This is a genomic window from Vibrio sp. MMG023, assembly GCF_021654215.1.
GTDB lineage: Bacteria > Pseudomonadota > Gammaproteobacteria > Enterobacterales > Vibrionaceae > Vibrio > Vibrio jasicida.
This window is the reverse complement of record NZ_JAKFZP010000002.1, coordinates 398,283-422,402: the sequence shown is the minus strand read 5'-3', so window position 1 is coordinate 422,402 and position 24,120 is coordinate 398,283. Positions and strand designations below refer to the sequence as shown.

The following is a 24,120-nucleotide window of genomic DNA, read 5'->3' as shown; positions in this document are numbered from 1 at the left end:
ATATAAGGTTTTATTCATAACAGGTAGAAAATTTAATTGATATTGAAAATCATTATCAATTAAATTTCTTTTTAATCAACTCAAGGAGTTGGTACTATTTCACAACGTTTTATGAAAAGAATGTCTCATGCTGCCACTGATTTATCACCCTATTTACTCGCAACTCGATCTACCAGATGGTCACCGTTATCCGATCATGAAATATCGCTATCTTTATCAAGCTGTGATGAAGAAACTCGCGAGTGAAGATTGGGGAGGGCAAATTGAATTCTTCCAACCAAGCCCTCTAAGTACGGATGATATTAAACAGGTGCATGATGGGGAGTATGTCGACTTGTTGGTGACGGGAGCTATGCCTGCGGCCAAAATGCGTCGAATTGGGTTTCCTTGGAGCGAGGTCCTGATAACACGGACACTGACATCCACCGCCGGAACAGTGCTGACCGCAGAAAAGGCATTAGAGCATGGTGTCGCGATTCACCTAAGCGGTGGCTATCATCATGCGCACAAAAACTTTGGCAGTGGTTTTTGTCTATTCAACGATCTGGCGATTGCTGCTAAGCACATGCTTGATCATGAACACGTCGATAAAGTGATGATCATCGATAGTGATGTCCACCATGGCGATGGCACGGCAACGATTTGTGAAAGTGAACCCGACATCGTTACTTTGTCTTTCCATTGCGATAAAAACTTCCCGGCGAGAAAGCCAGACTCTGACCTTGATGTTCCATTAAGTCGTGGAACCAGTGATGAAGCTTTTTTGATGACGTTTAAAGAAGTGGTCGAAATGGCAATTAATCTGCATCGCCCTGACATGGTGATTTACGACGCTGGTGTGGATATTCATGTCGACGACGAACTGGGGTATTTCAACGTGTCGACGGAAGGCATATTCGAACGTGACCGCTTTTTAATGCAGTTAATGAAAGATAGAGGGATTCCTGTTGCGGCTGTCGTCGGTGGTGGTTATCGAAGTGAACACGCGGATTTGGTGCCTATTCATATGCAGTTGTTGAATGCCGCTGAATTCGTTTTTAAAGACTGAATCTAGAATGTTGAAATTGAGGTAGCGGACTCAGTTCTCGAATGAACATTTAAGGCTGGGAATCCTTTCCCAATTTTATTTTCCTAGCCTTTGACGTTGTCTAAAACAACAAATGGATGGATTTAGCTAATGCAGAAAGAAGATGCTCCTGCCTTATGCCGAGGCGAATATTAGGGGGCTTCGCGGCATTTAGATAGTTATAAACACCTTACAATTCGTCTGATAAAAAATGTAATCAGCAACTAACCTGTTGATTGGCAAGCCCGCATCTCTGAATGTGGGCTTTTTTAGTGATAATGAACCATTGTCGATTAAATTCACTGAGAGAGTAGTTTCTATCACTTTAAGTGGATTTATTTGAGCGGAATTGACCATTTAATTATTTTTTCGGTGAATTTGAATTCATAATTAATATGTATTTTATAAATAATTGATGTTTAGTTTGCTTATAGCAGTCAAGTTTATCCATTTATGAATGAGATAGGATAACGCCTTTAAATTCATAAAATTAAATAAACTATTCGGACTGTATATGAACCATCAACGCATTTCCAATACCATCTCTTTTAAAGGGCGAGGGGGAGAGTTTTTTGGCATCTGGATTGTCAATGTTCTACTTTCTATCGTTACGCTTGGAATTTACTCTGCTTGGGCCAAAGTAAGAACAAAGCGCTACTTCTACGGTAACACGTACATCGACGGTGATAACTTTGAGTATCATGCTGAGCCAATGCAAATTTTAAAGGGGCGTTTAGTCGCGCTGGCGATTGTATTGGTATGGGGTATCGCAAACTCGTTCATTCCCCAACTGGCGCTTGTGCTCTTACTTCTGTTTTATGTCGCTCTGCCATGGTTGTTATGGAGCAACGCACGATTTGATTCTGCAATGACGAGTTACCGCAATGTTCACTTCTCTTTTAATTCGTCACTGAAAGATGCATACATGACCATACTTGGCAGAGGCTTTGGTGCAGCGCTGGCGGTCATGGTTTTCATTGGTATCTGTGTGGCGGTTGCGAGCGTTTCGCAAGCTGCGTCGGTTATTTTAGGGCTTTGCTCAGTCGTCGTTATGGCTGCACTTTATGGTTGGGTTGTGGTTGGCGTTCAACGTTACTTTGTTAATGGCTACCGCTATGGTGATTGGCAGTTTAGTGGTGAACTTGAAACCAGTTTCTTTGTAAAAACCTACCTGAAAGCCGTAGCAATAGGCCTTAGCACAGCTGTCGCGATTGCGATTGTAGCGGTCATTGTGATGGTTGGGAGCTCAGGGCTAATGGAAGCAGCAACGGGCGACTTGGCTTCACTGAATAAATCTAGCCCTGTCATTACAATGGTTGTCATGTACCTTGGTATGATTGGCTTAACCATCGGCTTGACGGCATACACAGCAACAAGAACTCGTAACTACTTGTTCTCCCAAATGAAACTAGAAAAAGAAGGGCAAGAAGAAAACAACTTTACGTTTAAGTCTACCTATACAGTTGATGGCTACATGTGGCTGATTATCTCAAACTTCCTATTACAAGTTGTGACCTTGAGTATTGCGAGACCATGGGTAATGGTTCGTACTTCTCGCTATGTTGCTGACAAGACGGTCGTCGTTGGAGACATGAGCCAACTGAAAGCAGCAGACCAAGATTCAAAAGTGAAATCAGCGATTTCTGATGAAGTTGCACAAGCCTTCGATCTCGGTGTTGGAATCGGTTAATGCAGTTTGAAGGAACCGCGTTTCCACCCAAAAGCTCTGAGCGACATCAAGCCAAATTGGATGTCGCTCAGGCCAACTCGTTGAGTTTGGTTGTTGCTGACAATATTTTCAGCTGTGACCAGCAGCACGCGGACATTACTGCTCCAGTCGGCAATTTACCCGTCAGATTTAAGCTGCCCAATGGTTGGGTTTTCGTTACCGAACGGACTGAAGAAGTGTCTCGGTGGCTACAGGCAAATAAAAGATCGAGCTTCATTGATAAAATAGAATCAAACTGGCTTGCTTGGGTCGTGTCTGCGATGGCATGTATTGCCGTTGTGCTCGGGGGATATTATTACGCGTTACCTTGGGTGAGCGACAAAGTCGCATACGCTATTCCTGACAGTGTCTCAGTTGTACTTGGCGAAAAGGTACTTCAAAGCTTGGATTCCCGTTGGGAACCGAGCGAGCTGAGTAAAGCCGAACAAGAAGCCATTCGAAGCAGGGTAGAGCAGCACTTAACACAGTTAGAGGCGTTGCCTTACCAAGTAGAGATTGTTTTCCTATCTTCTGAGCTAGGGGCGAATGCGTTTGCCTTACCTGGTGGAAAGATTGTGCTGCTCGATGAATTAGTCGCGCTGTCTAAAAACCAGCAACAACTGGACAGTATTATTCTTCACGAGCTTGGTCATATTCATCATCGCCACATGCTAAAGAGGTTGGTGTATTCGAGTGTCCTTTCTGTTGGTGTCGCTCTTTTAACCGGTGAAAGCTCTGGCATCGTGGACAATCTTGCCGGCGCAAGTGTGTTTGTGTTGTCCAGTGGTTACTCCAGAGAAGCCGAAATACAAGCCGATGCATTTGCAAGAGAGGGGATGCTCAAGGTTTATGGCGACGCAAAGCCGATGGCTGAAATGTTTGAGTTGTTTCGTAACCAAGGTTATGAAGAGTTGCCAGAGTGGTTGAGTACTCATCCAGATCTCGATAAAAGGATTGAGGCAGCGAAAGGAAACTAACTCTGTCATTCCAACACTTAACAATGAAAGCTCACTAAATATTAGTGGGCTTTTTTCTTGCGTATTGGAAAGTGCCTAGAGGACCAGACCGGCTTTTTCTGAACTTGGCTGAGTGTGGGGACGCCTAGTTCGGGGTTGCGCTCAACTAGGAGTGATTTAGACATCCCGAAATTTTCCAAGTGCTAAAACGACGAAAGCTCGTTGATTTCTCAACGAGCTTTCTAAATGTGGCGTGAGTGCTGGGCTTGCACTCAAGGAGGGATTTGTCTAAATCCCTCTTTAAGCCTTCAGATACGAAAGAGCCCACTAATTGCTTAGCGGGCTTTTTCTAAATGTGGCGGAGAGATAGGGATTTGAACCCTAGATACGCTATTAACGTATGCCGGTTTTCAAGACCGGTGCTTTCAACCACTCAGCCATCTCTCCGTTGTTGAGGCGCATAATATAAGGCTTTGAAAACCTTGTAAACCCCAAAATGAACTGTTTGGATGTTTACTGTTCAATTTTGTGTTGTTTGCGGATAAAAGAATCAAAAAAGCTCTCCGAGTGGAGAGCTTTTTTCAATTAATTGCTTTTAGAATAGAAGCGCTGAAGTTCTGTTAGTCCTTGCATCAAGACAGGCAGTTTAGGCGTTGTTTCTCTTAAGCGTTTGTAGTTGTCATCATACAGCTTGTAGTTACCAAATTTATCGATAACTGTCGTTTGGGAGCTGGTGATCAGCGCGATTTCACGAGTGTCGCCCGCTAAAATCCAGCGGCGGCGACTTTCGTCAAATAGGTTACGACCACTGCTGTAATCATAAGGGTTCGATGAGACGCCTAACATGTCTTGTAACAGCGTCACCGACAAGTCCAGATGGCTTGTACTGTGCGTAAATTCACCTGGCAGCATTCCTGGCCAATGAATAACCATAGGAACCTGAAGCTGGTAGCGGCTGTAATTGCTGTTCGCTCCCCAACTGTTGGTATTGGTCTCATTAAACTCGCTACCGTGATTAGAGGTGATGACCACTATCGTATTGGTAAGTAGTTGTTTTTCATCGAGATCAGAAATGATTTCAGCAACTGTCTTATCGGCAGATTTTACCGCTTTCTCATATGCTTTCTTGAATCGCTCGCTGGCTGGCATTTCTTCATTTGCCGCTTCTGGTTCAGATTCAAAGTTATCGACAGTGGTGACTTCGATATAGCTAAACCAAGGTTGGCTTGCTTGTTCGGTTAGCCATGTATTCCATGCCGCAATGGATTGTTTGTCGGTGTGTGCTTGAGTACCGTCTAACGTGTTAGCAAGATTAACTCCACGGAAGATCACTTCTGAGTAAAGGTCATCTTCAAAACCATTTCCGCTGAACAAACCAAAGCTATAGCCCTGATCTTTTAATACATCCAAAAGAACTGGTGCAGAACCTTGTGCTTTGATGCTACTTGCGTAGCTACTTGGTAAGCCATAAAACAGACCGAATGCACCGTACGTGTCATTGCTAGAACTGTAGTGGTTTACAAAGTTTTGGTTGTCTTGTGCAAACTGGTAAATGTTTGGCATTTCGTCTTGGTTTAGTGCATCTGCACGTAAGTTGTTCACACTGATCATCAGTACGTTCAATTTGTTACCACGACGATTAAATTCGAGTTTTTCGAGCGGGTAGCTCACCAGGTCAATATTACCTTGGTTTTCCGCTAAGCGTTTTAGGTATTCTTCACGGTCTAGTAGGCCATGTTTTTCCATAAAGCTCTTCGCGGTCATTGGGTAAGACAACGGGAAATTAGAGCGCTGGCTAGTAATCGGGTTATAGAAATAGGCATCAGCCCAAATATAAACCAGATGGCTAGTGATAAAGCTCAAGAAGAACACTGCGGCCAAAGGGCGGCCAACGTGTTTATGGGAAAGTTTGCGTTGTTTACGCCAAACCCATTCTGATAAGCCTAACTGAACCAGGAAGATAAGTGGCATAACCACAAAAAGGTGCTGCAAGTCAGAGCTGATGGCACTTTTATCTTCGCTAAACAACAACTCCCAAACCACGGGGTTTAAGTGCAAGTTGATGGATTGGTAAGCTTGGGTATCGATCAGTAAGACCGTTTGACCGACGGTTGCGAATATCACTGCCACCAAACGGAAAAGCTTCCTAGATGGCAGGACAAACGTCAGCGGGAATAGAACCAACAAGTAGAGCGCGAAAACAAGAAAGCCAAAATGGCCAACCCAGGATACCGCCAGATAGAATTGCCCCATTAGGGTCTCTGGCCAAGGCGACTGAACGATATAGCGCGTACCTATCAACATCGATGCAACGATGTTGAAGAATGCAAACCAGTGACCCCAACCAACCAGTCGAGATACACGTTCGCCGTATGAGTTTCCGCTGTCTACCATGTACTTGTTCTATTATCCGTTATTAGTGTGATTTTGGCACTTCAAGAGAAGATACGAGCGCCTGAGCAAATTTTTCAGCAATAACTTTGCGTTGTGAAGCAGCAACTTGTTGATTTAAGACATTGGTTGCGATATTTCCGGCAATCATTAGCGTCAACTCAGGAGAGGCGGCGTGTTTTTCTAGTACAGCGCCCACTTCAGCAAGAATTTTCTCTACTTGTTCGTCAGTATATTTAGATGTAATCGGCATAAAGACTCTAATAATGATAGTAAAAGCGGCTTATGATAACCTACAATGCCCAACAACTTAAACCTTGTAGCAAGATAAAATCACTATGAGCCTTCATCTTTCAAACGTTATTCTGCATCAATTGTGCAAAAACGATCAGGACGAACTGGTTGTTAAACTTCGCCCGGCATCGTTAGAGAACGATACCGCTACAGAAAACCTCGTCGCGGAACTGCATCGCGTATTCCATTCTAAAGCAGGTAAAGGTTTTGGCTCTTTCCAGTCAGACAGCGAATTTCAATTTTGGCTTCAAGAAATGCGCAAAGGAGAGCGAGATTTTTACGACTTCTCACAAATTAGTGCAAATCGCTTGAAAGAAGAGTTGATTAAGTACCCATTTGCAGACGAAGGCATTTTAGTGTTTGCGGAATACCAAAGTTTAGCAACGGATTACTTGTTTATCGGCATTTTGCCTATGAACCAGAGCCTAAAGGTAACTGAAGGCTTGGATATTGATGCAACAGATTATCTAGACATCACTAAAATGGATATTGCTGCGCGCATTGACCTATCAAGCTACGATACTGACCGTGAATCAAATCGTTACCTTTCTTACATCAAAGGACGTGTTGGCCGTAAAGTGGCAGACTTCTTCTTAGATTTCTTACAAGCCGATGTTGGCTTAGATACCAAACAGCAAAACCAAGTGTTGATGCAGGCAGTTGAAGACTTTTGTGCAGACTCTAAGCTTGAGAAGCAAGAAGCGAATGAGTACAAAAAGCAAGTTTACAACTACTGTAACGAGCAAATTAAAACTGGTGATGAAGTTCAAATTTCTGAGCTATCTGGTGAATTACCGCCTAGCCAAGATGGCACCAGTTTCATGGACTTTACTAAAGAACAAGGTTACGAGTTGGAAGAGTCTTTCCCAGGTGATCGCTCAACCGTACGCAAATTGACGAAATACGTAGGAGCAGGTGGCGGTTTGAACATTAGCTTTGACAGCCTGTTGCTTGGCGAGCGTATTTTCTACGATCCGGAGACGGATACGCTGACCATTAAAGGGACGCCTCCGAATCTGAAAGATCAGTTGAGTCGCAACTAATTCAAGAAAGAGAGAGCCATGTGCTCTCTTTTTTTATGTGAAGTGTGCACAGTTTGAGCATGAATCATGGTATATGCTTGTTATTAATAGAAATAGTCGAGGAATGAGTGTTGCAGCAATTAAAAGAGGGAATAAGACGAGTCGTCTGGATTTTATTTGTTGTGTGGTGTGCGTTTGCCGTAGGTATATGGCTTCAGGCGCAACAGACCATGAGAACGATGTCTACCGTGGACGAACTTGGTAGCAAAGTAGATGAAGTAAGAAATATTTTTCATTTCGAACTTCCATATCGTGCTCAACATGTCGATCAAGTTTCTCTTAAGCTCCAATTGGTTTATGCGGTTCGCTTACAACTCGAAAGTGAACAGGGCCAAGGACTGGGTGCTCCAGACTTAACCCAACTTCTTTATTCGACAGACCGTTTTTTAGAGGGTGCGAAGAGCTTTATTGGTAGTGATAGTGAACTCGTCGCGCTCGCAGACCAATTACGCAACAGTCGAGAGTCGGCAAGCAACTCTCAATCACTACAGACGATGTACTTTCGGCTCGGCGCATTAGTGCTAGAAGCGATGTTTAGTGACTCTGCGACGAGTGCAGACACTTATCAAGAATTAGATTTGTTGTTTACAGAATCGAAAACTTTAGCGCTTGAAGAACAGTCCTCTTTCCAACGTCGCCTTGCTCAAACATCCAGCGTGCTTGCTGCTCACGCAAAAGGCAGTCATCTTGCGAGCCAATTGCTCAACCCTGAATTCCCGAACCAGCTGGCTGCGATTAGTGCTTCGCTAGAACAAAAACTGTTGGTTTACCTCTCGCTGTTGATAATGGTAAGTGCTTCCTTACTTGTATGTGTTTGTTGGGCTTTGTCTTCTAAAGAGTCAGTTCTAACCGAAGGAAATCAATCCGATTCAGAAAACATAAATTCGCCAATACAACCACTCTCTCACCAACTTGATAGGGTTGAGCGGGGGAGTGAGCAGACGGAGCTTGAACCAGCAAATTCAACTGAGGTGACGAACGGGCCTGAGAGAAGCGATTCCGAGTCCCACCAACAGTTGTTAAATGAAAGTCCCGAACCTTACATTGATATAGAAAGAATGCTTGATTCTTTGTCCGACGATGAAGAGTCCGTGCGCATGCTGTTAGACGTGTTTATTCAAGATCATACTGATGACGGCAGTAAGCTAAGAAGGTTGTTACTGGAAGATAAAGAACATGCTCAGCGAGTTGCGCACAGCTTGAAAGGGGTATCGGGCAGTATAGGTGCAATGCCTCTACACTATATCTCTGGAGATATCGAATCTTTAATTAAACAAGGCGAGCAAATCTCAGACGATAAATTGAGTCAGTTAGAAGATACGTTAAAGAAAACGACACTTTTTGCCGAAAGAGTTCTCATTAGTGAAAACATTCGAGAAGTGCTAACGGATTGATATTCCTCTGACTTAAAATATAGGGTGCTGAGGTATTAAAGGTGCGTTCACGAACCTGATGCCTTGGTTCGTTCTGTTCCTGTTCTACACATTTTGACCATAGGTAATTTCATGTCCATCCGTCGACTGTCCTCTTTGATGGTAGCTTGCTTGGTTTTGAGTCTTTCAGGGTGTTCCCTGCTAGAGGTGAAAATCGACAGCCAAACTGTACCGCTCACCAAACAAGAACTCAACATGCGTATAATGACGCGTGAATACGCACAACAGTTTTTTGCTCAAGTCGAACAAGCTGCTGATGTGCTCCAAAAAAACTATGAGCCGAGCGACAAAGTAAACCAATCTTATATTCTGCTGTGGAAGATCAATGCTGAAGAAGGTCTTCAAGCGGCGGCTTACCAAGTTTCCCCAATGGCTGCGCTCATAGATACGTGGGTGTTCACTCACCAGATGAACCAGTTCTATAGTGAAGGTGCGGGCAAAGATTTGTTTGCGACGGGTGAAGCTAAACAAGTCTCTGCACATCTAGCCAAAGAAGTCGATAAACTCGCTCAGTCTCTTTTGAAAAAAGACGTTTATGAAAACACCAAAGTGTTTGTCGCTGACTTTGTAGAGAAATACCCATTCGCGGATCTAAGCATGATTCGTACACCCGCTTACCGTGCTTGGCTTGAGGCTAACCAAATCAGTGAAGAAGAAGCTGTCACAACATTGGGCACGATGCCAGAAGCCATCGGTGATGTTTCTGACCGCTTAAGTTTGGTGTCTGAGCAAACGCCTAAGATCATGACGTGGAAAGCGCAACTATTGGCGTTAAATAGTTCCGCAAGTATTGAGCAAGTAAACGCAGCACTAAATAGCTTGAAGGTGACTTCTGAGTCGTTAAAGGACTTTATCGATAATAACCCTGAGTACATGCGTAACTTAGCCGAGCAAATGGCGGTACAGTTACAGCCTTTGGTTGAAGACATTGACCAGAAAACGGAAGAGCGTTTGTCTCAGTTGAGTGAAGAGCGTCAAGCTCTGGAATTGATGGTGGCAAGAGAGCGCCAAGAAATCGCACAAATTATTACGAATGAGCGTGAGAAGTTTGCACAAGACCTAGACCATGTTTCACAAGAAGTTGTGAATCTAGCGATGGACAAATTGATTCAATTGGTTAAGAGCACAATTATTTACTTCATTCTATTTATTTTGGTTATCTTCTTTGCTCCGTTGGTACTGGGTTATGCATTAGGTAAGCGTTCAGCAGTAAGAGCAGGGTCTAAATCAGCTTGATTACCTGTGCGTAAATACTAAATGACAAACATAAAAAAGGACCGATGATTCGGTCCTTTTTTATTTACGGAAAGTTTCTATCTATGGAAAGCTGATTTAAGCCGTTTGCTGCTTGAGTTCAGCTTCTGTTTGTTCTTCTGTTGCTGGAGCCGTCGGCTCGCATTTATCAACAAACCAGCCCATGTAAGAAGTAAAGATGGTAACGATAATGCATACGAAGCTCAGCCACATGAACGGTGCGTATGATAATGTTGCCACACCCAAGATGCTTGCCATATAGATTCCGTTGTCACTCCACGGCACCATACCTGATGTCAGTGTGCCACCGAACTCTGCGTTACGAGATAAGTTTTTGCGTTTGTAGCCAAGGCGGTCGTAGTTCTTCGCACAGATCTTAGGCGTAAGAATCAGTGATACGTACATCGCAGAGCCAAATACGTTACCCATGAAGGCCGTACCAATCGTGCTCGTCGCAAGTGAACCCGCGCTCTGAACACGTCGTTCGAACAGCTTTGCAATAGTCTCAAGCACGCCTACTTTGTCGAGCAGGCCACCGAAACCAAGACCAAACACGATTACCGCTACAGAGCCCAACATAGAAGACATGCCGCCACGGTTGAGAATCGAATCAATGAAGTCGACTCCTGAAGAAATCGCAAATGGCGCCCAAGCCGTGTTAAACGCTGTCAGGAAGTCCACATCCTGAATCATCACTGCCCAGATAATACCTAGCAGAGAGCCAAAGCTAATCACAGGGAAAGAAGGCATACGCATCGCAAGTAGAGCCAATACGATGACCACTGGAACAAAGGAATAAGGCGTGATGAAAAATTGTTGCTCCATTGCCTGAATAACAGAATCCACTTGGCTCATGTCCACTTTGCCAGCGAAGTGAAAGCCAAATGCGGTAAACATGATACCAGTTATAATGTAGCTGATCAGCGCGATAGGTAGCATACCCTTGATGTGCTCAACGACTTCTACATTCGACATAGAAGAAGCAAGGATCACAGAGTCTGAAAGTGGAGACATTTTGTCACCAAAGTAACAACCCGATAGCACCGCGCCTGCGGTGATTGGGGCTGGAACTCCAAGACCTTGACCAATACCCATCATGGCAATACCGGCTGTACCCGCAGCACCCCAAGAAGTTCCCGTTGCTAGCGCAGTCAAAGAACAGATGATCATGGTAGCAAGCAAGAAGATAGAAGGGTGGATTGCTTTCAAACCGTAATAGATGATGGTCGGAACAATACCACCTGAGATCCAAGTACCGACTAAGGCTCCTACAGCAAGAAGAATTAGCACGGCACCTAGGCCATTAGAAATGCCACTTAATGCGGCTTTTTCTAGGTCTTTGTATTGATGGCCGAGCCTTAAACCCAACAGTATGATAATGAACCAACCAATGTACAGCGCTAGCTGAATAGGAAGGTCTAATTTGGCAGTAAATGAAAATGCCAAAAGTAGAAACAAACCTAGTGAGATAAATACCTGTATCAGACTAGGTAAGCGTGTTGTAACTTGCTTCATATGTGCCTCTGTCGTTCTTGGAGCAATAGAGGAAGGCCGCTCCCTGTTTTAATCGGCGCCTAACATACATTAACAAAAATTATATTTCGAACATTTGGTGCTTTATCTTGATGTTCGTCGGTAAAAACGTTTGCTTGTGAAATTAATCACCATTAATTATTAATATTAACGGTTTGAAATGTTTTGTGATGTAAAAATTATGTGCTTCAAATGTTGTTTTCTCATTGGGTGGTAGGACCATCGGTGTTGATTTCACACTTTTCTTTCTTCATCTATCCAGTTGAGCGTAAAGAAAAAGGAAGAAAATGGACTTGATTATAAAATTTCGCCGCAAACGTTAAAAAAGTTGCGTTTATTTGCAAATTAGGGCTTGAGATTTTGTGTCGAAAATTGAACTATGGAGAAAGTTTCAGAAATATACATGGAGAGTTAATGCGATGAGAGTAGGTTTAGTTGGTTGGCGTGGCATGGTTGGTTCAGTCCTTATGCAGCGCATGGTCGAAGAGAAAGACTTCGATTTGATCGAGCCAGTTTTCTACAGCACGTCTCAAATAGGTATTCCTGCACCAAACCTAGGTAAAGATGCTGGTCTACTTCAAGATGCGTTCGATATTGAAAGTTTAAAACAGCTTGATGCGGTCGTTACGTGTCAAGGTGGTAGTTACACTGAAAAAGTTTACCCAGCACTACGCCAAGCGGGTTGGAAAGGTTACTGGATTGATGCTGCTTCTACGTTACGTATGGCACAAGATTCTATTATTACCCTAGACCCAGTAAACCTTGCGCAAATTCAGCAAGGTATTCATGGTGGAACCAATACATTTGTTGGTGGTAACTGCACAGTAAGCCTAATGCTAATGGGTCTTGGTGGCCTATTCGAGAAGGGTTTGGTTGAGTGGACAAGCGCAATGACGTACCAAGCGGCGTCTGGCGCAGGTGCACAAAACATGCGTGAGCTGATTTCTCAGATGGGTGTGATCAACGATTCTGTAAGCTCTGAATTGGCTAATCCAGCAAGCTCTATTCTCGATATCGACAAGAAAGTTGCAGACACAATGCGCAGCTCTTCTTTCCCTTCAGAAAAGTTTGGTGTGCCACTAGCTGGCTCTCTTATCCCTTGGATTGATGTCAAGCGTGATAACGGCCAAAGCAAAGAAGAGTGGAAAGCGGGCGTAGAAGCGAATAAGATTTTGGGCTTCCAAAATGCGCCAGTGCCAATCGATGGTACATGTGTCCGCATTGGTGCGATGCGCTGTCACTCTCAAGCTCTGACAATCAAGCTGAAGCAAAATGTACCAATGGATGAGATCGAAGAGATCATCGCAACGCACAACGATTGGGTGAAAGTCGTTCCTAACGATCGTGACATTACGGCTCAAGAACTTACACCAGCGAAAGTGACAGGTACGTTGTCTATTCCAGTAGGCCGTCTACGCAAGATGGCAATGGGTGATGACTTCCTAAATGCCTTTACAGTAGGTGACCAACTATTGTGGGGGGCTGCTGAGCCACTACGCCGCACTCTACGAATCATACTTGCTGAGAAAGCTTAATTTGTCTCAATGTTGAGATGGTCATTTTGAAAGCGCCCAATTGGGCGCTTTTTTGATATTACAATGACAGTAAGCTGACTTTTGTTGCATACCGTTGCCGCGAAATTAATCCATTGGAGTGCGGTAATGAAACAAAATACAAAAGGTTTTACTCTCATAGAGTTAGTGGTTGTCATCGTCATACTCGGCATTCTAGCCGTCGTTGCCGCACCTAAGTTTTTAAATCTTCAACATGATGCGAGAGAAGCGGTAATTAAGGGACTAGGTGGCTCTGTCCATAATGCTTCGGAGATGGCTTTCGGCAAAACGGCTGTAGAGGGAATGGAACATGAGGAGTCATATAGTGTTGAAGGCTATGGTTCCGTTCAATATGGTTATCCAGCTGTTCAAAGGGGAGGGATGGAAAACTTCTTAGATATCGAATCTGGATACCATGATCTAACAAAAGAGTGGGTATGGGGTGCACACAACCATGGGTCAGTAAGTAATCCTGACACTTGGATTGTGACTCGCTCTGAATATATTGACGCAGCTCCTGATGATGAAAGTGCGTACAACAAAGCAATTGAAGATACGCAATGCTATGTTAAGTACACCGCTGCAATGGAGCCGGGTGACGAATACAACGTGGAAGTGTTTACTGACGGTTGTTAAATCGAGAATAGACTTTTCCTTAGGGTTTGTTTATTTCCTGAGAGCCTACAGCTATGCAAAGGCCGATGTGAGTTCATCGGCTTTTTTAATCGTAGAGTTGGAGTACAGGGTCGTTGGGAACGCTACGCTCCAATACTTGGGAGCACTCTGCTTTAAGAATCGAGAGGATTTTGTTGGAGCGCTAGGCAAGAAACTACGTTCTAAAAGGCGTTGACAGAATTTGTCCCCAGAAAGACAAAATATCGCCGATTCCCGATTCCCGATTCCCGATTCCCGATTCCCGATTCCCGATTCCCGATTCCCGATTCCCGATTCCCGATTCCCGATTCTAATCTTCCTCATCCGCTCTGACGACGCGATTATCAGGATCTGCCAGCTCACTACCACAATGCTTACAATGCATGGCATCCGAATCATGACCGGAGCGATTACAGTTGGGGCATTTCACAAGCTCTTTGTGAGCATTCATCTCATTGCTCAGTTCTGCGGTAATAATCCCGGTTGGAACTGCCAATATCGAATAACCAAGCAACATAGTTAATGACGCGATTGCTTTACCGAGATGCGTTTGCGGCACCATGTCGCCATAGCCTACCGTAGTAATCGTCACAATCGCCCAGTAGATGCTTTTTGGGATACTCGTAAAACCGTTGTGTGGCCCTTCAATTACGAAGATCAACGCACCAAAGATGGTGACGAGAATTCCCACCGTACTAAAGAAGATAATAATCTTGCGTCGCGCCATTAAAAGGGAGCGCAATAAAATATTCGAGTCTTGCAAATAGCGAACTAACTTTAAAATACGGAAGATGCGCATAACACGCAGCAGTCTGACTACCCCCATAAAGGAAGCGCCAGGGAAGATGATAGCTAAGTAGGTTGGCAGTATCGCTAAGAGATCGACGACACCATAAAAGCTGGTGGCGTAGGACTTAGGTTTGGGCGAACAATACAGTCGCAGCAGATACTCAATGGTGAATAAAGCGGTGAAAGTATATTCCACGTAGCGCAACTCTTGCGACCATTCTGTCATTACAGTCGGCAGAGATTCCAGAATAAGAACCACGAGAGATGCGATGATCGCGACGATCAGCGCGATATCAAAGATGCGTCCGGCACGAGTATGAGTACCGAAAATAATCACATATAAATGATGCTTTAGAGACTTGCGAGGCATGATGTTGCACTATCGACGTTAAAATGAAACGGATTGCAACATCATACCAGAAGTTAAGAAACTTAGGCTAAACCAGGAAACAGGTTTCTTAGACCGTTCGCGATAAACTCAATACCAAGCGCGCCGAGGATTAGGCCCATAATACGAGTGATCACGTTGATGCCAGTTTGTCCAAGGAAACGCACAATTAAAGGCGCGGAGCGGAACAGTAACCAAGAGCAGAAACAAAACAAAACGATCGTTAAGCTGATACCAACTGTATCCAGCGCGCTAGGGTAGCGTGCACCGTAAACGATGGTTGAGCTAATTGCACCTGGACCTGCCATTAACGGCATGGCAAGTGGTACGACACCAATTTGCTCACGGCTTACGTATTCCGTCTTTTCTTGCTTGTTTTGCTTATCTTCACCCAACTTACCACTCATCATCGAAAATGCGATGCTTAGAAGCAGTAAACCGCCAGCTACGCGAAACGAATCGAGCGAAATACTGAACATGTCCAGCAACAACTGACCAGCAAACAAAGAAATAATCAGAATACTCGCGACAGCAATATTGGCTGTCGTGGCGGTTTTGCTTTTCTCTTCTGGCGTCATATGACCGGTTAGTGATACGAACACAGGCATGATACCAACAGGGTTCACTGCTGCGACCAAACCTAAGAAAAACTGTAGGAAAATAGCTAACTCTAAAGTCTGCATGTTGCTTACTCGTAAACGTTCACAATAGTGAAAAAGAGAGGGGGTAATTTTAGGCGGTAATGTAAGGCAAAAGTGCGTTGGGAAGAAATGAAAAAAACTAACGTATTTGGGCTAGTATTTGTGAGAAAAACTAATTATTGAAAGAAATGTATGCATTCTGGAAACGAATTGTTACGTAGAAGGCTGGTGAGAACCTGAACTGATTTACACAAACGTTAACATTCGCACATTTTTCACAAAAAGAAGGGTGGTTTGTAGAGAGATATGACGCATTCGATATACTCTCAGTAGCACAAAAATTAGGGTCCACATGTAATTTTGTTGGCTAAAAATGAAACTTTTTTACAGATTGTTGTTGTTTCTTTTATTTTTTAGTTCGTTTGCTTCTTTTTTGTGCAATTAAAAATTAAGCTTAATTTGTTTGTTTATCAATTATTTAGCTGGTTTTGTTGTGGTAAACCACTACTTTGGGGGTATTTCAGTTGTGAGAACTGATCCAAGTCAATTTTTTTCACACTCTGAAATATTATACTCAGCCCTGAAAGCAATTTACTAAGATGGTTGTTAGTTAAAACGCTGATAAACAGTCAAAACGAAAGACAATAGCCTTACTAAAAAGTTTTTAATATTTATTATTTTAGGAGATCCACCATGCCTGTAACTAACTTAGCTGAACTAGATGCTCTAGTAGCACGCGTTAAAGCAGCACAAGAAGAATTCGCAACGTTCTCACAAGAGAAAGTAGACGCAATCTTCCGCGCAGCTTCTCTTGCAGCTAACCATGCTCGTATCCCACTGGCACAACAAGCAGTTGCTGAATCTGGAATGGGTATTGTTGAAGATAAGGTAATCAAAAACCACTTCGCTTCAGAATTTATCTACAACAAATACAAAGATGAAAAAACATGTGGCATCTTGGAAGAAGATGACAACCTAGGCACGATGACTATCGCAGAGCCTGTAGGTATCATCTGTGGTATCGTTCCAACAACGAACCCAACTTCTACAGCAATCTTCAAATCTCTAATATCTCTAAAAACTCGTAACGGCATCATCTTCTCGCCACACCCACGTGCGAAGAACTCAACTAACGATGCTGCGAAACTAGTTCTAGATGCAGCAGTAGCAGCGGGTGCTCCAAAAGACATCATCGGTTGGATCGACCAACCATCTGTAGAGCTTTCTAACGCTCTTATGAAGCACGATGGCATCGCTCTTATCCTTGCAACAGGTGGTCCAGGCATGGTTAAAGCAGCTTACTCTTCTGGTAAGCCAGCAATCGGTGTAGGTGCAGGTAACGTTCCTGTAGTTATCGATGAAACAGCTGACATCAAACGTGCTGTTGCTTCTATCCTTATGTCTAAGACTTTCGATAACGGCGTAGTATGTGCTTCTGAGCAAGCTGCAATCGTAGTTGGTGAAGTATACGACGAAGTGAAAGAGCGCTTCGCTTCTCACAAAGCTCACGTTCTATCTAAAGCTGACGCTGATAAAGTACGTAAAGTACTTCTTATCGACGGCGCACTAAACGCGAAAATCGTAGGTCAACCTGCTCCTGCAATCGCTGAAATGGCTGGTGTTAAAGTTCCTGCTGATACAAAAGTACTTGTAGGTGAAGGCCTAGGTAAAGTTTCTTACGATGATGAATTCGCTCACGAGAAACTATCTCCAACTCTTGGTCTATTCCGCGCTGACGACTTCGAAGACGCAGTTGCTCAAGCAGTAACAATGGTTGAAATCGGTGGTATCGGTCACACATCTGGTCTTTACACTAACCAAGACGTTAACGCAGACCGCATCCGTTACTTCGGTGACAAGATGAAGACTGCACGTATCCTTGTAAACATCCCAACTACTCACGGTGGTATCGGTGACCTTTACAACTTCAACGTAGCACCTTCTCTAACTCTAGGTTGTGGTTCATGGGGTGGTAACTCTATCTCTGAAAACGTTGGTCCTAAGCACCTTATCAACAAGAAAACTGTAGCTAAGCGAGCTGAAAACATGTTGTGGCACAAACTACCTAAGTCTATCTACTTCCGTCGTGGTAGCCTTCCAATCGCAATGAGCGACCTAGAAGGTAAGAAACGCGCATTCCTAGTAACTGACCGTTTCCTATTCAACAACGGTTACGCTGACGAAGTAGTTAAACTGCTTAAAGAGCAAGGCATCGAAGTTCAAACATTCTTCGACGTAGAAGCGGATCCAACACTATCTGTTGTTGAGAAAGGCGCAGAAGCAATGAAGAGCTTCCAACCTGACGTAATCCTAGCTCTAGGTGGCGGTTCACCAATGGATGCTGCGAAGATCATGTGGGTAATGTACGAGCACCCAGAAACTCACTTCGAAGAACTAGCAATGCGCTTTATGGACATCCGTAAGCGTATCTACAAGTTCCCTAAAATGGGTCAAAAAGCTGAGCTTGTATGTATCACTACAACTTCAGGTACGGGTTCAGAAGTTACTCCATTCGCGGTTGTTACAGACGACAAGACTGGTGCTAAGTACCCACTAGCTGACTACGAAATCACGCCAAACATGGCTATCGTTGATGCGAACCTAGTAATGAACATGCCTAAGTCTCTAACAGCATTCGGTGGTTACGATGCAGTAACTCACGCTCTAGAAGCTTACGTATCTGTTCTTGCTAACGAATACTCTGATGGTCAAGCTCTACAAGCACTTAAGATGCTTAAAGAATACCTACCATCAAGCTATGCAAACGGTGCAAACGACCCAATCGCTCGTGAGAAAGTACACAACGCGGCAACTATCGCTGGTATCGCGTTTGCGAACGCATTCCTAGGTGTTTGTCACTCAATGGCGCACAAGATTGGTGCTGAGTTCCACCTACCACACGGCCTTGCTAACGCGCTACTAATCTCGAACGTTGTACGTTACAACGCGAACGATAACCCAACTAAGCAGACTGCATTCTCTCAGTACGACCGTCCACAAGCACGTCGTCGTTACGCTGAAGTTGCTGACCACTTAGGCCTAAGCCAAGCTGGTGACCGTACTGCTCAGAAAATTGAACGTCTACTAGCATGGCTAGAAGAGCTGAAAGGTGACCTAGACATCCCGCTGTCGATTCAAGCAGCAGGCGTTGCAGAGTCAGATTTCGTTGCGAAGCTAGACGAGCTAGCGGTTGAAGCGTTCGATGACCAATGTACTGGTGCGAACCCACGTTACCCTCTAATCACAGAGCTAAAAGAAGTACTAATGGCTTCTTACTACGGTAAAGCATTCGTTGAAGGCGAAACTTTCGAAGGTACAACTGTTATCAAAAAGAAAGCAGACCAAGTAGCGAAAGAAGCAGCACCAAAAGCTAAGAAAGAAAAAGCTAACGCATAAGCAAGACGTTAGTTATGGGATAGGTTTTCGCTAGCACGAAATCTACCATCGGGAAAAAGCAAAGCCCCAGTCGAGAGACTGGGGCTTTTTTTATGATTATGAGAAGTTCTGCTTGAAGAGGTGTTTTGGTTAGGAGGTTTACTCAGACTTCGGTCGTTACGACTCGACCGCTAAAGTACTCGTTAGCAACAATATAAGCCGTATTCCTCACTAGCTCATCTTGGATCTGAGCCCAATGTCGTTCATCTACATCTTCACTCGTATGATTTACTGAAGGGATGACACCACCAACTCGGATGTTGAAAGGGGTCAGTTCTTTTGCCCAGCTGTGGGTAAAACCAGAGACTAATGCCGCCATGCTTTCCACACCCGTGAGATCTTCATGATTATCATGAGAAATGACATTGACGATTACGCCTTTCTTTTCTCTGGAGCGGAAGCGCTCTGCGCTCACTTGACCATAGGTATAAAGAAAGCGAGCCGCAGATGAAAGATGATCGATATAAGTACTCATTGGTTCTGGAGCCATCAAACTTGGCATTGGTGAACTAGTCCAACAATTGACGATGACATCTGGTGTCGCACCAAGCTGAGATTCTATTTGGTCAAACAATAAATTGATGGACGTGGTGTTATCACTGCACACATTAATGGCGTACACCTTATCTGAAAAGGCGCTAATTTGCTCATAACTGGCTCTCAAGGCCGTTGGATTCTGGTCGCAAAGAACAATCGTTGCCCCTAAATGGGCAAAGTGACTAGAGCATGTTCTGCCGAGGATAGTTCCTGCGGAAGTGACGAGAATGATTGATTCTTTAATATCCATAGCACCTACACTGTCATTTCTTGTGTTAACAATACATCAGTGGTTTGTGCTAACAGCATGGATGAATTTTTATGAGCTCAGTGTGAAAAGCTTCAAAGTAACGCTTTTGAACCGCAACTATTGTTTGGGAATTTGTAAGGCGTCACATTTCTGACGTGTGCAGAATGCAATCTGTTGGGGTGAACACGGAGTGTTAAGCTTGCGCTTGGATTTGATACTGACGCTGTGCCGTCACTAATTGATTGTAAAGCCCAGCGTCAGGAATCAGTGTTTTGTTACGTTCGCCTAAACTACGGCGCTCATGACCGGAAAGGTTGTGATAGACGTTTTCCGGTAGGTTGAACGTGTCTTGAGGCAAATAGGTTAGCGCATCTGGTTTTAAGTAGTGGCTCAGTTTTGCTGAGGGCAATCCTGCATCATGGAACTGTTTTGCTTGCTCTGCAGCTAGCTCGTAACTGCTGCTGTCTGAGCGAAGCGCTTGAGGTTGAGATAACCCGAACTGTTGGCGAAGAATGTCATCACTCGTGAGTACTTCTTGGACTTCTTCAACCGGAACCACATCGCGAACATCATTAGAGAACATAGACAGGATCAGCGAGAAATCAGCGCGACGACCTTCGTGTACGGCATGGTTAATACCATTACCGAACTGAAGTTCGTTGATGATTGCTGCTTTGTCTAAAGTATGGATTTGCATGATGTTCCTCGCTTGATGCACTTTTAACGGCAACAACGGAAAGAACTTTAGGAAAAAGAGGGGATTAATTGAATAAACTGGTTTTAGGAGCAATAAAAAAGCCCGCAATAGTGCGAGCTTTTAAATATGACTAAATTGAACTTAGAGGGAAGTAAATTACTTCGCTAGGTTCTCTGCTACGAAGTCCCAGTTTACAAGAGCCCAGAAGCCGTTCATGTAATCAGGACGTACGTTGCGGTAATCGATGTAGTAAGCGTGTTCCCATAGGTCAACAGTTAGAAGTGGAGTAGTACCTTCTTCTGTTAGAGGAGTCGCTGCGTTAGACGTGTTAACGATCTCTAGAGAACCGTCAGCTTTCTTAACTAGCCAAGTCCATGAAGAACCGAAGTTGTTGATTGCTGAATCAGTGAATTTTGCTTTGAATTCTTCGAAAGAACCGAACGCTGCGTTGATCGCGTCAGCAACTGCACCTGTTGGTTCGCCGCCTGCGTTTGGCGCTAGACAGTGCCAGTAGAACGTGTGGTTCCAGATCTGTGCTGCGTTGTTGAATACGCCACCAGTAGAAGTCTTGATGATTTCTTCTAGTGTTTTGCCTTCGAACTCAGTACCAGGGATAAGACCGTTTAGCTTAACTACGTAAGTGTTGTGGTGTTTACCGTGGTGGAAATCTAGAGTTTCAGCAGAGATGTGTGGTTCTAGTGCGTCTTTCGCGTAAGGTAGAGCTGGTAGTTCAAATGCCATTGCTCAATTCTCCATAGATATGAAAGGGTTACCTTTCGATTGCTTCCAGTGTTTTTATTTATATGTAGTCTTTACGACTGACTTGAAAAGTATTTTAGCAAGTTTTTACTTTATTAAAACCCCGATATGAAAATATTTTAAGATAAAACCCACAAAGACTTACTAATTATATGGTTTTTATTCTGTGGTTATTGAGTAAAATGTGGCAATAATTAAAGTTCACATCCATGAATGAGGAAGCGATGGAAACTATCGATAAAATCAAACAGCAGATCTCTGAAAACACAATCTTGCTGTACATGAAAGGATCACCGAAACTGCCTAGCTGTGGTTTCTCTTCTCAAGCTGCACAGGCGCTAATGGCTTGTGGCGAGAAGTTCGCTTACGTAGACATTCTACAAAACCCAGACATCCGTGCTGAGCTACCAAAATACGCTCAATGGCCAACATTCCCACAACTATGGATTGAAGGCGAACTGATCGGTGGTTGTGACATCATTTTGGAAATGTTCCAGAAAGGTGAGCTTCAGCCTCTTATCAAAGAAGCGGCAGCACGCGTTGAAGGTGACGCTGAGTAATTCGTAAATACTCAAATTTGGCGATAGAATACAAAGGAGCCGCATTGGCTCCTTTTTCTTTTTTAGGTTAGTGGAATGAACATAAAGCTTTATTATGTTATATTCTTTCTATAACCCTCGCAAAACCTAGTAATCCCTCGCTATTTCAAGTGTTTGAAAAGTATCCCGTTCTGATGAATGCCTATAAATACCGATGTTTAATGACGGCTGCCGCCATCTTGTCGCCATTTGTGGCGGCTAGATATTGAGGTTTACGAGAGGGTTGAAGCGCACCGCATCACTCAAATGGCTTGGTGAGAAATGGGCGTAAATCATAGTGTGGTCAATCATCTTGTGACCGAGGATTTCCTTTAGAACAAGTATGTTGCCGCCATTTGACATAAAGTGACTTGCAAAGGTATGGCGCAGAACGTGAGTTGCTTGCCCTTCAGGTAAGTGTGGCAATGCTACCCTAAGCCATTTATACACAACTCTGTAACTGCAAGTAAAAAGGCGATCATTGGTTGGCTTATAAATCTGGTTATATAAGTCTTCCGAAATGGGCACCGTTCGGTTGCGTTTGCCTTTGGTGTTGCTATACGTGATTCGGTACTTCGTTAAGTTGGAGCCTTTTAGAAATATCGCTTCCCTTACACGCGCACCAGTTGATAAACAAATCTTGTATATCTTAATAATCTCGTCACCAACTGGGCTTTGCCTTGCCACTTCGAATAAATGCTGAATTTCCTGATCGGATAAAAACGCCAGTTCAGTTTGTGGCTTTTTGATGGCATCAATACCGTTCACCGGATTGGGTAGTTTCCACTCACCAAGCTTTATCAACTTGTTGAACACAGATTTCAGCAAGCCGAAGTCAGTATTATTAGAGGCGATCGACAACTCCTTGTGTTGTTTGCCTCTCCCCTTGTTTGAGCGGTTGGCTCTGTACAATGCCAATTGTTGCGAGTTCAGATGAGCAGCGATTGGATTATCGAGATCAGCAACCATGATTTCCAAACGCAAGCGAGAATGGTCACCGGATTTTAGATTCTTGCCATGTAACTTAAACCAAAGCGCAACCAAGTCAGAAAGTCGGCGGTGATCGGGCTTTGCTCCAAGCCAAGGTTTATCGTCCACCTCTTTCATTATGTGGAGCTCGAAAGCAGCAGCTTCGCCTTTAGTAGCAAATTTTTTACGGACTCGTTTACCTGAGCGGCCAGTTGGATAGCACTCACACAGCCAAGGGTTTTTACTGCCATCTTTTAGATTTCGTATCGTCATAGCGAGATAAATGTGGCTGTTTTTATATACAGTATTTCTATGTGGAGGTTTTTGCAATGTTTAAGTTGATAATGAATGAACAGGAATGACAGAAATATGGTTGGTTCTATTAGATGTGATTAAAGAAGTTGTGTGTCTTAGTTTTTCTTATGAATTGTATGTCTATGAAAAAATAGCATTATGAAGGCGTAAATCGATCATTTTGAAGGCTGTCGAGGGTTATATGATGTTTGGAGTTAGAAAGTGAATGTTGAACAAGAACCGTTTTCGGTTGGAGGAATGTTGAAACCGTATCGATACTTATTTGAGGTTGAAAATCCAATTCGGTCGCTGAACTTTTTTAGTGTCGTTGTAACTCTTGTCTATTTATATTCGATGTTTATCCACCCGTTTATTGAAGGAAAGTGGAGTTGGTAGTATGTACATGGCGTGTGGTACTCATGGCTGGCTTTAATAGCATTTAACATATCTCGATATCACGTCACCAAACAACTGGAAAGAGAATTTATAGTAGCTAAGGCTTTCGTGCCACAGGCGCTCAATGAATTATGTGACCACTTTAGAAAAAGCGCAAAGGTACTGAGTGAGGCATATGAAAGCTCTAAAGAACCTCGGCACAAGAGAAATGCTCTAAAGACTGAAATACCAGACACACCTGAGCGCCATATCCCTGCTTTCAAAGAATGTATAAAATCGGCAACGCCGGATGTAGCTGAATATTTGGCAAAAATTTTAATGTTACTACAGATACATGATGCAAGAATGCAGGTAATTAAGACTGAAGGGGTTGGTAATCCTTCATATAGAAAGTCATGTTTATATTCATTAGCGGAGCTTCAAGTATTGGTGGATGGGGGGCTTTGCTAGAGGTGAGGAGCCA

Annotated in this window: 20 protein-coding genes and 1 tRNA gene; 11 read left to right on the top strand and 10 right to left on the bottom strand. The window is 43.7% G+C overall.

All coding sequences use genetic code 11. The annotated features are described in order from the left end of the window. The first annotated feature begins 127 nt into the window (after positions 1-127). The 3 genes from L1076_RS07065 (at position 128) to L1076_RS07055 (ending at position 3,751) form a co-directional block, all read left to right on the top strand. Complete coding sequence (locus L1076_RS07065) at positions 128-1,048, top strand: histone deacetylase (protein ID WP_039974104.1); 921 nt, start codon at positions 128-130, stop codon at positions 1,046-1,048. Between the two features lie 532 nt (positions 1,049-1,580). Then, on the top strand, positions 1,581-2,756 hold the full coding sequence (locus L1076_RS07060) for a YjgN family protein (protein WP_038881882.1): 1,176 nt from the start codon (positions 1,581-1,583) through the stop codon (positions 2,754-2,756). After that, the gene (locus L1076_RS07055) at positions 2,756-3,751 is read left to right on the top strand and encodes a M48 family metallopeptidase (protein WP_104036840.1); all 996 of its coding nucleotides are present in this window, start codon (positions 2,756-2,758) and stop codon (positions 3,749-3,751) included. The genes L1076_RS07060 and L1076_RS07055 overlap by 1 nt, the downstream gene beginning before the upstream one ends. Before the next feature lie 335 nt (positions 3,752-4,086). On the opposite strand, the gene L1076_RS07050 is transcribed toward L1076_RS07055, so the two are convergent. The 3 genes from L1076_RS07050 to L1076_RS07040 form a co-directional block, all read right to left on the bottom strand. Next, positions 4,087-4,177: transfer RNA gene (locus tag L1076_RS07050), tRNA-Ser, on the bottom strand. A gap of 138 nt (positions 4,178-4,315) precedes the next feature. Beyond that, entirely contained in the window at positions 4,316-6,124 is a 1,809-nt protein-coding gene (locus L1076_RS07045) for a DUF3413 domain-containing protein (protein WP_104036841.1), read from the bottom strand. 22 nt (positions 6,125-6,146) lie between these two features. Continuing rightward, on the bottom strand, positions 6,147-6,374 hold the full coding sequence (locus tag L1076_RS07040; RefSeq protein ID WP_038869203.1) for a YejL family protein: 228 nt from the start codon (positions 6,372-6,374) through the stop codon (positions 6,147-6,149). 85 nt (positions 6,375-6,459) lie between these two features. On the opposite strand from L1076_RS07040, the gene yejK reads away from it, so the two are divergent. From yejK to L1076_RS07025, 3 genes are all read left to right on the top strand, one after another. Then, positions 6,460-7,458, top strand: a complete 999-nt coding sequence (yejK, locus tag L1076_RS07035; RefSeq protein WP_038869205.1) for a nucleoid-associated protein YejK — start codon at positions 6,460-6,462, stop codon at positions 7,456-7,458. A gap of 110 nt (positions 7,459-7,568) precedes the next feature. Next, entirely contained in the window at positions 7,569-8,891 is a 1,323-nt protein-coding gene (locus L1076_RS07030) for an Hpt domain-containing protein (RefSeq protein WP_039974099.1), read from the top strand. A 111-nt stretch (positions 8,892-9,002) separates the two neighbouring features. After that, positions 9,003-10,166 (top strand): hypothetical protein, encoded by a 1,164-nt coding sequence (locus L1076_RS07025; RefSeq protein ID WP_042601270.1) that lies wholly within the window; start codon positions 9,003-9,005, stop codon positions 10,164-10,166. 96 nt (positions 10,167-10,262) lie between these two features. Here L1076_RS07025 and nhaC read toward each other — a convergent pair whose 3' ends face one another. Further along, on the bottom strand, positions 10,263-11,699 hold the full coding sequence (gene nhaC, locus L1076_RS07020; protein WP_237303442.1) for a Na+/H+ antiporter NhaC: 1,437 nt from the start codon (positions 11,697-11,699) through the stop codon (positions 10,263-10,265). Between the two features lie 437 nt (positions 11,700-12,136). Between nhaC and asd the strand changes: the two genes are divergently transcribed. Then, positions 12,137-13,252 (top strand): aspartate-semialdehyde dehydrogenase, encoded by a 1,116-nt coding sequence (gene asd / locus L1076_RS07015; RefSeq protein ID WP_038869210.1) that lies wholly within the window; start codon positions 12,137-12,139, stop codon positions 13,250-13,252. A 126-nt stretch (positions 13,253-13,378) separates the two neighbouring features. After that, complete coding sequence (locus L1076_RS07010; protein ID WP_039974092.1) at positions 13,379-13,906, top strand: type II secretion system protein; 528 nt, start codon at positions 13,379-13,381, stop codon at positions 13,904-13,906. A gap of 328 nt (positions 13,907-14,234) precedes the next feature. Here L1076_RS07010 and L1076_RS07005 read toward each other — a convergent pair whose 3' ends face one another. Both L1076_RS07005 and L1076_RS07000 read right to left on the bottom strand, forming a co-directional pair. Beyond that, positions 14,235-15,083 (bottom strand): ion transporter, encoded by an 849-nt coding sequence (locus tag L1076_RS07005; protein WP_038869214.1) that lies wholly within the window; start codon positions 15,081-15,083, stop codon positions 14,235-14,237. Positions 15,084-15,145: 62 nt separating this feature from the next. Beyond that, complete coding sequence (locus L1076_RS07000) at positions 15,146-15,784, bottom strand: YchE family NAAT transporter (RefSeq protein ID WP_038869216.1); 639 nt, start codon at positions 15,782-15,784, stop codon at positions 15,146-15,148. Positions 15,785-16,435: 651 nt separating this feature from the next. Here L1076_RS07000 and adhE point away from each other — a divergent pair. Continuing rightward, entirely contained in the window at positions 16,436-19,138 is a 2,703-nt protein-coding gene (gene adhE, locus L1076_RS06995) for a bifunctional acetaldehyde-CoA/alcohol dehydrogenase (RefSeq protein WP_042606169.1), read from the top strand. 142 nt (positions 19,139-19,280) lie between these two features. On the opposite strand, the gene L1076_RS06990 is transcribed toward adhE, so the two are convergent. The 3 genes from L1076_RS06990 to sodB form a co-directional block, all read right to left on the bottom strand. Further along, entirely contained in the window at positions 19,281-19,964 is a 684-nt protein-coding gene (locus tag L1076_RS06990; RefSeq protein ID WP_038869498.1) for an SDR family oxidoreductase, read from the bottom strand. A gap of 193 nt (positions 19,965-20,157) precedes the next feature. After that, entirely contained in the window at positions 20,158-20,661 is a 504-nt protein-coding gene (locus L1076_RS06985; RefSeq protein WP_042606170.1) for a VC2046/SO_2500 family protein, read from the bottom strand. A gap of 156 nt (positions 20,662-20,817) precedes the next feature. Continuing rightward, the gene (gene sodB, locus L1076_RS06980; RefSeq protein ID WP_005439697.1) at positions 20,818-21,402 is read right to left on the bottom strand and encodes a superoxide dismutase [Fe]; all 585 of its coding nucleotides are present in this window, start codon (positions 21,400-21,402) and stop codon (positions 20,818-20,820) included. A gap of 242 nt (positions 21,403-21,644) precedes the next feature. Between sodB and L1076_RS06975 the strand changes: the two genes are divergently transcribed. Continuing rightward, the gene (locus L1076_RS06975) at positions 21,645-21,980 is read left to right on the top strand and encodes a Grx4 family monothiol glutaredoxin (protein ID WP_038869223.1); all 336 of its coding nucleotides are present in this window, start codon (positions 21,645-21,647) and stop codon (positions 21,978-21,980) included. Between the two features lie 237 nt (positions 21,981-22,217). Here L1076_RS06975 and L1076_RS06970 read toward each other — a convergent pair whose 3' ends face one another. Continuing rightward, complete coding sequence (locus L1076_RS06970) at positions 22,218-23,240, bottom strand: tyrosine-type recombinase/integrase (protein WP_237303441.1); 1,023 nt, start codon at positions 23,238-23,240, stop codon at positions 22,218-22,220. A gap of 429 nt (positions 23,241-23,669) precedes the next feature. On the opposite strand from L1076_RS06970, the gene L1076_RS06965 reads away from it, so the two are divergent. Next, complete coding sequence (locus tag L1076_RS06965) at positions 23,670-24,107, top strand: hypothetical protein (RefSeq protein ID WP_237303440.1); 438 nt, start codon at positions 23,670-23,672, stop codon at positions 24,105-24,107. The last annotated feature ends 13 nt before the right edge of the window (positions 24,108-24,120 follow it).

What these genes read in the sequence shown, in the direction of transcription:
- L1076_RS06975 (WP_038869223.1), top strand. Translation starts at nt 21,645, where the DNA reads ATGGAAACTATCGATAAAATCAAACAGCAGATCTCTGAAAACACAATC.
- yejK (WP_038869205.1), top strand. Translation starts at nt 6,460, where the DNA reads ATGAGCCTTCATCTTTCAAACGTTATTCTGCATCAATTGTGCAAAAAC.
- L1076_RS06990 (WP_038869498.1), bottom strand. Translation starts at nt 19,964, where the DNA reads ATGGATATTAAAGAATCAATCATTCTCGTCACTTCCGCAGGAACTATC.
- adhE (WP_042606169.1), top strand. Translation starts at nt 16,436, where the DNA reads ATGCCTGTAACTAACTTAGCTGAACTAGATGCTCTAGTAGCACGCGTT.
- L1076_RS07000 (WP_038869216.1), bottom strand. Translation starts at nt 15,784, where the DNA reads ATGCAGACTTTAGAGTTAGCTATTTTCCTACAGTTTTTCTTAGGTTTG.
- L1076_RS07045 (WP_104036841.1), bottom strand. Translation starts at nt 6,124, where the DNA reads ATGGTAGACAGCGGAAACTCATACGGCGAACGTGTATCTCGACTGGTT.
- L1076_RS07010 (WP_039974092.1), top strand. Translation starts at nt 13,379, where the DNA reads ATGAAACAAAATACAAAAGGTTTTACTCTCATAGAGTTAGTGGTTGTC.
- L1076_RS06970 (WP_237303441.1), bottom strand. Translation starts at nt 23,240, where the DNA reads ATGACGATACGAAATCTAAAAGATGGCAGTAAAAACCCTTGGCTGTGT.
- asd (WP_038869210.1), top strand. Translation starts at nt 12,137, where the DNA reads ATGAGAGTAGGTTTAGTTGGTTGGCGTGGCATGGTTGGTTCAGTCCTT.
- L1076_RS07040 (WP_038869203.1), bottom strand. Translation starts at nt 6,374, where the DNA reads ATGCCGATTACATCTAAATATACTGACGAACAAGTAGAGAAAATTCTT.
- L1076_RS07055 (WP_104036840.1), top strand. Translation starts at nt 2,756, where the DNA reads ATGCAGTTTGAAGGAACCGCGTTTCCACCCAAAAGCTCTGAGCGACAT.
- L1076_RS07025 (WP_042601270.1), top strand. Translation starts at nt 9,003, where the DNA reads ATGTCCATCCGTCGACTGTCCTCTTTGATGGTAGCTTGCTTGGTTTTG.
- sodB (WP_005439697.1), bottom strand. Translation starts at nt 21,402, where the DNA reads ATGGCATTTGAACTACCAGCTCTACCTTACGCGAAAGACGCACTAGAA.
- L1076_RS07060 (WP_038881882.1), top strand. Translation starts at nt 1,581, where the DNA reads ATGAACCATCAACGCATTTCCAATACCATCTCTTTTAAAGGGCGAGGG.
- L1076_RS06985 (WP_042606170.1), bottom strand. Translation starts at nt 20,661, where the DNA reads ATGCAAATCCATACTTTAGACAAAGCAGCAATCATCAACGAACTTCAG.
- L1076_RS07065 (WP_039974104.1), top strand. Translation starts at nt 128, where the DNA reads ATGCTGCCACTGATTTATCACCCTATTTACTCGCAACTCGATCTACCA.
- nhaC (WP_237303442.1), bottom strand. Translation starts at nt 11,699, where the DNA reads ATGAAGCAAGTTACAACACGCTTACCTAGTCTGATACAGGTATTTATC.
- L1076_RS07005 (WP_038869214.1), bottom strand. Translation starts at nt 15,083, where the DNA reads ATGCCTCGCAAGTCTCTAAAGCATCATTTATATGTGATTATTTTCGGT.